This window comes from Pseudomonas machongensis (assembly GCF_034961125.1).
Lineage (GTDB): Bacteria > Pseudomonadota > Gammaproteobacteria > Pseudomonadales > Pseudomonadaceae > Aquipseudomonas > Aquipseudomonas machongensis.
This window is the reverse complement of sequence record NZ_JAYFUI010000081.1, coordinates 26,328-33,364: the sequence shown is the minus strand read 5'-3', so window position 1 is coordinate 33,364 and position 7,037 is coordinate 26,328. Positions and strand designations below refer to the sequence as shown.

Here is a 7,037-nt window from a genome sequence, read left to right as displayed (position 1 = left end):
GCAGCTTTGTTGTTCTTGCGGAAGTCGGCGATGGTTTTGAAGTCGGGTTTGAGCCGGTTGATCAGCCACATCACTTCGATGTTGCGCTGGCATTCGGCTTCCAGGCGCCGGGACGAGCGAATGCGCTGGAAATAACCATAAAGGTAGAGCTTTAGCTGATCGGCGGGGTCGTACGCGGGGCGCCCGGTGGCCTTGGGCTGAGTTTTCTCAAAGCCGAGCTGACCCAGATCAAGCTTGGCGACATACAGGTCGATGACCCGTACGAGGTGATCTTCCGGGATCAATTCCTCCAGCGAGACCGGGAACAAGCTGGTCTGGCTGCGGGACTCTCCTTGTATGTAGGCCATAACGAAGAATGCTCCGTATCTTTCGATACGGAGCATTCTCTTAAAGGGCGGGGCAGATTGCTAGGTTTTCACACAGTCTGCCTCGGAGGTCCTTTTTTTATCCGCGCAGAAAAACCTGTTGGACTTGCATCTTGCATGCAGGTTTTTCGCCGGGCTTGCAAATTGCACGATTCCCATGACAAGTGAAATGCCGTAACTCTTTGTTTTTAAAGGAATCAAGCGAAGCGGAAAAACTGGCACAGCCCCTGCAACTACCTTCATACCTGCAGCCAGGAACCACGGCGCAGATCTTTCGAATAAACAGGAGTGACCCACATGAAGAAGTTTGCCATTGCTGCCGCTACTGCTACCGCCCTGACTCTGTCGATGGCTAACGGCGCATTCGCCGCAGAGGCTACCCAAGCTCCAGTGATGCTGGCTTCCAACCAACCGGTGGCCGATGCCAAGCAAGAAACCTCGGACACCTGGATCACCACCAAGGTCAAGGCTGATCTGCTGACCGAAAAAGGCATCCCGGGCAGCGATATCAAAGTTGAAACCAGCCACGGCGTTGTCTCCCTGTCCTCGGACGTGAAGGTCACCTCAGAGCAGAAAGACACCGCGGTGAAGATCACCAAGAACATCAAAGGCGTGAAAAGCGTAACTGCTGAAGCGCTGAAAACCGAATAAGGATTGTCCCGTAGGTCAGAGGGATCTGGCCACCCAAAGAGAAAGCCCCGGCATCTGCCGGGGCTTTCTCTTTGCGCCTCTGAAATCGTTCAGGGATTACTCTGCGTCCAGATGCATCGGGGTGATCACTCGCCCGTCGCTCTCGGCCTGGCCCAGGCTAGTGTCGATGAAGTACACCCGGTCATCCTCCAGCTTGCCCTTGTCTACCAGGTAGTCCTTGATGCTGCTCGCCCGGTCCTGGCCGAGGTTGCGCAACAAGGCCGCGCTTTCGGCCCAGGACTTGATCACTGCCTCGCGCAGCTTGGTGGTACGTTCGTCGCGGCTGAGCTTTTCCCATTCTGCAGGCGGCTGCTGCTTGAGACGGGTGCGGTAGATGCCCTCGAGCATGGCTGGCTTGTCGCTGTCGTCGACCACCAGCATCGAGGCATTGGCCGGTACCTTGTCACCGCGCCGCTGCAGAATCTTGTACCAGGTCGCCTGGTATTCGCGTTCCAGACGCTGTTGGGCGATCAATGGGCCGTCGCTGCTCTGTGCGCTGGTACCTTCGATCTCCAGGCGCAGTTCTGGCCGCTGTTGCAGGGCCGAGGCCAGCTTGTCCAGGGCCGACTGGGCCTCGCTGCTGAGATCGCTGGAGCCGGGAGCGAAGGATACGTTGCCCAGATCTTCCGAACCGCCACCGGCAATCAACCCGCCGATGAACTTGAACGGCGCCTGGGCCGCGCGCAGCACCAGGTTGCGCAGGGTTTGCCAGACGATCGGCATGACGCTGAACTGCGGGTTGTTGAGATCGCCCGTGACGGGCAGTTCGATGGAGATCTTGCCCTCGGTATCCTTAAGCAACGCAACAGCGAGGCGAATAGGCAGGTCGACGGCGTCGGGGCTGTCGACCTTTTCACCCAGTTGCAGTTGCTCGACCACGACCTTGTTCTCGGCCTTGAGCTGGCCCTTGGTGATCACATAGTGCAGGTCGAGGTTCAGGCGCCCCTTGCGGATCCGGAACCCGGCGAACTTGCCGGAGTAGGGCGTCAGGGTGGTCAGCTCGACGCGCTTGAAGCTGGTGGCGATGTCGAGGCTGGCCATCGGATCGAACGGATTCAGTGCGCCCTTGATGGTCACCGGCGCGTAGCGATCGACCTTGCCTTTGACGTCAACCTTCGCCGGCAGCGGCTTGCGGTTGTCGATGGTGCCGATCTGGCCGTTCAACTGCTGCACGGCGGTGGCGAAGTTGGGCGTCAGTGTCAGGTCGGCGAAGTTGGCCGAGCCATCGTTGATATCGATCTGGCCGATTCGGATGCCCAGCGGCTTTTCATTGCTGGCTGTGGCCGGCTTCGCCTGGCTGGAGGCTGGTGCGTCAGCAGGTTGCGGAATGAGAAGGTCGTCGACACTGGTGGTGCGGTCTTCGTTGATGATGAAGCGCGCGTAGGGCTGCAGCAGGGTGACCTTGTCGATCGACAGGGCATCGCCGTGCACATAGGACAGCCCATCGACGTTCACCTGCTGCCACTTCACGAAGTCGCGCCCTTTGATGGTGTCGAGGGTGTGCAGCTGATTGACCTGGGCCTTGCCTGCCACGCTGAAGGCCAGTGGCTCGGTGCCCTTGAGGTCGACCTTGAGATCGCTGGCGAGCATGCCGCTGCGCAGCTCCAGACGAATGAACGGGCTGATGTAGGCCTGGGCTACGCGCAGGTCGATGTCGCGGGTACTGACGTCCAGCTTGGCGGTGACCGGCGCCAGGTTGACCTGGCCGGCAGCCTGCAGCTTGCCTTGGCGGCCAACGCCGGTGTCGAGCTTGAGCGTGAAGGGCGACTGGTTGAGGCTGTCAAAGCCTTGCATGTCCAGGTTGAGCGGCCCGACATCGAGTGCCACGGGCTCTTTCTGGCTGCGGTCGGCCAGGTGAATCATGTAGTTGCGTGCCTGCACATCCTTGAGCAGCACCTGCCAGGGCTTGCTGGGCTGCTTGGCGGCGTTTTCCTCGGGGGCCGGCTCTGCGGTGGCGGGCTCGGCCTTTTCCTTGGGGGTGGCTTTGGCGGGCTGACCGGCGAAGAGTTTCTGCCAGTCGAGCTGGCCGTCGCGTTCGAGCGCGGCCCAGGTTTCGAGTTTTTCGCTGCGGATCTTGCCGACGGTCACCAGCTGCTTGGCCAGGTCGATGGAGGTTTCGCTGACCTCAAGGCTGGCCAGGCGCGCCAGCGGGCGTCCATCGGGCGCCTTGATGGCGAAGGGCGCGACGCGCACGGAGGCGTTATCGAGCAGCAGCTCGGTTTCCTTGGACAGGTTCAGTTTGTAGTGGGTATCGAGGCTGAGCACGCCGTCTTCCAGCACCAGCGGTACAGCATCACGTACGTAGGGCCAGAACAGCTTCATCTTGCTGTCGGTGATCTTCAGCGTGCCTTCGGAGGTGATGGGCGACAGGCTCAGGTTGCCGCTCCAGTCGATACGCCCGCCATTGGGGCCGTTGGCGACCAGCGTCATGTCGGCGCTGTCGTCCGGCAAGGTGCTGAGGTTCTTCAGTTCGAGGTTCATCGAGTCGTAGAGGAACTCGATGGGTTCGCTCGGGCGCAGGTCCTGGAAGTGCAGGTAGCCTTCGTTGAGCTTGATGCTGGCGATGCGCAGCGGGAACGGATCGCTCGGCGGCTCGTCCGGTTTCGGCTCGCTCGGCGGCAGCTTGAACAGCTGACTGAGGTTGAGGCTGCCGTCCTTGGCGAACAGCAGCTCGGTGCGCGGCTTGTCCAGCTCTACCGCGTCCAAGTGCAGGGCGCCGCTCCACAGGCTGTCGAGGGAGAGGTTGGCGTAGAGGCGTTCGAAGGCCACCTGCTCCTTGCCCGGCTCGCCGATCTGCAGGCCCCACAACGTCAGCTCAAGGCTGAACGGGTTGAACTCGATACGCTGCAGGTGCGCCGGCACGGTGGCGTACTGCGCCAGTTGCTGGTTGGCGATGCGCAGGCCCACACCGGGAAGAATGAAGAAGCCAAGCAGGCTGTACAGGGCCACGATGGCCAGCAAGGCGCCAATGGCGCGATTCAATCCTTTGGGCATGTGCGGCGTCGTCTGTCTCGAGCGGAGGTGCTTGGAGTATGGCACGTCAAATCAGTTCCGATACATCGGAGAACTCTTAGAGCAAGCCCATCCGCCGCCGGGCGCGATGCGCCGAACCGTCGCGCATGGCCCAGCGCAACACGGGCGCTGTACGCTCCACGCCCAGGCGCACCATGCGACGCTGCAGGGGGCCTTGGTGCAGACCGAGCAGGGCGCTGGCCCAATCGGGCAGCAAGTCGATGCCCGCGTGCAGCATCAGCTTGCCCACGGGCTCTGCCAGCCGGCTGGGCGCCGGGGCTTCGAGCAGTATGCCGACCACCTCCAGGCTGCGGGCATCGCAGTGCAGTTGTGGGCGCATGTGCTGCAGATAGTCGTCTACCTGACGACATGAACGCGGGACGTCTCGGGCGCCCAGGCGCTCGGCGATCAAGGCGATCTCGTCGTAGTAGGCATCCTGGTCAGCCACTGACAGCCGTGGGTTGCAGTAGCGCAGGTGGGCGGCGAGAAAACTGCTGACCTCCGCCACGTGCACCCAGGTCAGCAGGTCCGGGTCGCTGGCCGCGTAATGGCGTCCGTCGGGAGCGGTGCCGACCACCTTGAGGTGGATGCTGCGGACCTTGTCGATCAACCATTCGGCATCTCGAGTCGAGCCGAAGGTCGTACCGGAGATGAACTGACTGGTGCGGCGCAGACGGCCGAGCAGGTCTTCGCGAAAATTCGAGTGATCCCAGACCCCGGCCAGTGCCAGTGGATGCAGCAGTTGCAGCATCAATGCGCTGATGCCGCCGATCAGCATGCTGGGGAAATCACCATGTACTTGCCAGCTGACGCTTTGCGGGCCGAACAGGCCCGGGTCACCCTTGGGGGACTCCAGGTCGAGCTGGCCGAGGGCCAGCCCGGTGAGGCTCATGACCTGGGTTTCGATGCGGCGACGTAAGGCTTCCATGGCGACCTGTACTGGCCGCCTGGCGGCCGTCTAGTGGTTGAGGCGTGTGTCGATGAGGCCCTGGACCACGCTGGGGTCTGCGAGGGTCGAGGTATCGCCGAGGTTGTCCAGCTCGTTGCAGGCGATCTTGCGCAGTATACGCCGCATGATCTTGCCGGAGCGGGTCTTGGGCAAGGCCGGTGCCCACTGGATCAGCTCGGGTTTGGCGAAGCTGCCGATCTCCTTGCTGACCAGCGCCAGCAGCTCGGCCTTGAGCGCATCGTCCGCGGTGATGCCATTCATCGTGGTGACGAAGGCATACACGCCCTGGCCCTTGAGGTCGTGGGGGTAGCCGACCACTGCAGCTTCGGCGACCTTGTCGTGCAGGACTAGCGCACTCTCCACCTCGGCGGTGCCGATGCGATGGCCGGATACGTTGATCACATCGTCGATACGCCCGGTGATCCAGTAGTCGCCGTCAGCATCGCGGCGTGCGCCATCGCCGGTGAAGTAGTAGCCGGGCATGGGTTTGAAGTAGGTGTCGACCATACGCTGGTGATCACCATAGACGCTACGGATCTGCCCTGGCCAACTGGCCTTGATCGCCAGCAGGCCGGCACCAGGGCCTTCGATCGGTTTGCCTTTTTCGTCCAGCAGCACCGGTTGTACACCGAACATCGGTTGCGTGGCACAGCCGGGCTTCAGGCGTGGTGTGCCAGGCAGAGGGGTGAGCATGATGCCGCCGGTCTCGGTTTGCCACCAGGTGTCGACGATGGGGCAGCGCTTTTGCCCCACGGCTTCGAAATACCATTCCCAGGCTTCGGGGTTGATCGGCTCGCCGACGCTGCCGAGCAGGCGCAGGCTCTTGCGCGAGGTACCTTGCAACGGTGCGTTGCCTTCGCGCATCAAGGCGCGCAGGGCCGTGGGCGCGGTGTAGAAGATGTTCACCTGATGCTTGTCGACCACCTGCCAGAAGCGCGAGGTGTCCGGGTAGTTGGGCACACCTTCGAACATCAGCGAGATGGCACCGTTGGCCAGCGGGCCATAGACGATGTAGCTGTGGCCGGTGACCCAGCCGACGTCGGCGGTGCACCAGAAGACTTCGCCGTCGCGGTAGTCGAACACCACCTTGAACGTCATCGTTGCCTGCAGCAGGTAGCCCGCCGTGCTGTGCAGCACGCCCTTGGGTTTGCCAGTGCTACCTGAGGTGTAGAGGATGAACAACGGGTCTTCCGCGGCCATCGGTTCGGGGGCGCAGTCGTCGCCGGCGTGCTCGGTGGCTTCGTGGTACCAGAGGTCGCGTCCTTCGCTCCAGGCCACATCGCCCCCGGTGCGCTTGACCACCAGCACACTGCTGACATCCGGGCAATCGGCCAGGGCCTTGTCGACGTTCTGCTTGAGCGGGATACGCTTGCCGCCGCGTACGCCCTCGTCGGCAGTGATCACCGTGCGGCAGTCGGCATCGAGGATGCGGTCGCGCAGGGCATCGGGGGAGAAGCCGCCGAACACCACCGAGTGAATGGCGCCGATCCGCGTGCAGGCGAGCATGGCGTAGGCGGCTTCGGGGATCATCGGCATGTAGATGCAGACCCGGTCGCCTTTCTTCACGCCACGGGCTTTCAGGGCGTTGGCCAGGCGGCAGACCTGGCGATGCAGCTCGCGGTAGGTGATCGGTTTGGCGTCTTTCGGGTCGTCGCCCTCCCAGAGCAGGGCGGTCTGGTCGCCACGTTTGTCGAGATGACGGTCGATGCAGTTGTAACTGACGTTGAGCTGGGCGCCATCGAACCAGCGCGCTGTACCGGTCTTGAGGTCGCACTGTTGCACGCTCGACCAGGGCTTGATCCAGTCCAGGCGTGTGGCCTGCTCGGCCCAGAAGGTATCGGGGTCGTCCACCGACTGACGGTAGAGGCGGCGGTAATCTGCGTCGGAGAGTTCGGCGGCCTGGCTGACAGACAGGGCCTGGGGGTAGTCGCGGATATCGAACATGGCGGGTGGTCCTGCTCTTGTCGGAGGGACTTCAACGGCTATTCGATGGACAGTGTAGCTGGAACTGTTGTTCAACC

At 62.4% G+C, this 7,037-nt stretch carries 5 protein-coding genes; 1 reads left to right on the top strand and 4 read right to left on the bottom strand.

The window, feature by feature from the left end; genetic code table 11:
* Positions 1-347 (bottom strand): transposase (locus VA602_RS08575; protein WP_323452314.1); only part of this gene is annotated, 347 nt, incomplete at its 3' end.
* A 315-nt stretch (positions 348-662) separates the two neighbouring features.
* Between VA602_RS08575 and VA602_RS08570 the strand changes: the two genes are divergently transcribed.
* Positions 663-1,016 (top strand): BON domain-containing protein, encoded by a 354-nt coding sequence (locus VA602_RS08570; protein WP_323453001.1) that lies wholly within the window; start codon positions 663-665, stop codon positions 1,014-1,016.
* Positions 1,017-1,112: 96 nt separating this feature from the next.
* Here VA602_RS08570 and VA602_RS08565 read toward each other — a convergent pair whose 3' ends face one another.
* Genes VA602_RS08565 through acs form a run of 3 tightly spaced genes read right to left on the bottom strand, consistent with a single transcriptional unit; the run spans position 1,113 to position 6,960 of the window.
* Positions 1,113-4,094: a DUF748 domain-containing protein gene (locus VA602_RS08565; protein ID WP_456154087.1), complete on the bottom strand. Its 2,982-nt coding sequence runs from the start codon at positions 4,092-4,094 to the stop codon at positions 1,113-1,115.
* A gap of 31 nt (positions 4,095-4,125) precedes the next feature.
* Complete coding sequence (locus VA602_RS08560; protein WP_063542743.1) at positions 4,126-4,995, bottom strand: oxygenase MpaB family protein; 870 nt, start codon at positions 4,993-4,995, stop codon at positions 4,126-4,128.
* 30 nt (positions 4,996-5,025) lie between these two features.
* Positions 5,026-6,960 (bottom strand): acetate--CoA ligase, encoded by a 1,935-nt coding sequence (gene acs, locus VA602_RS08555; protein ID WP_323452999.1) that lies wholly within the window; start codon positions 6,958-6,960, stop codon positions 5,026-5,028.
* Positions 6,961-7,037 lie beyond the last annotated feature (77 nt).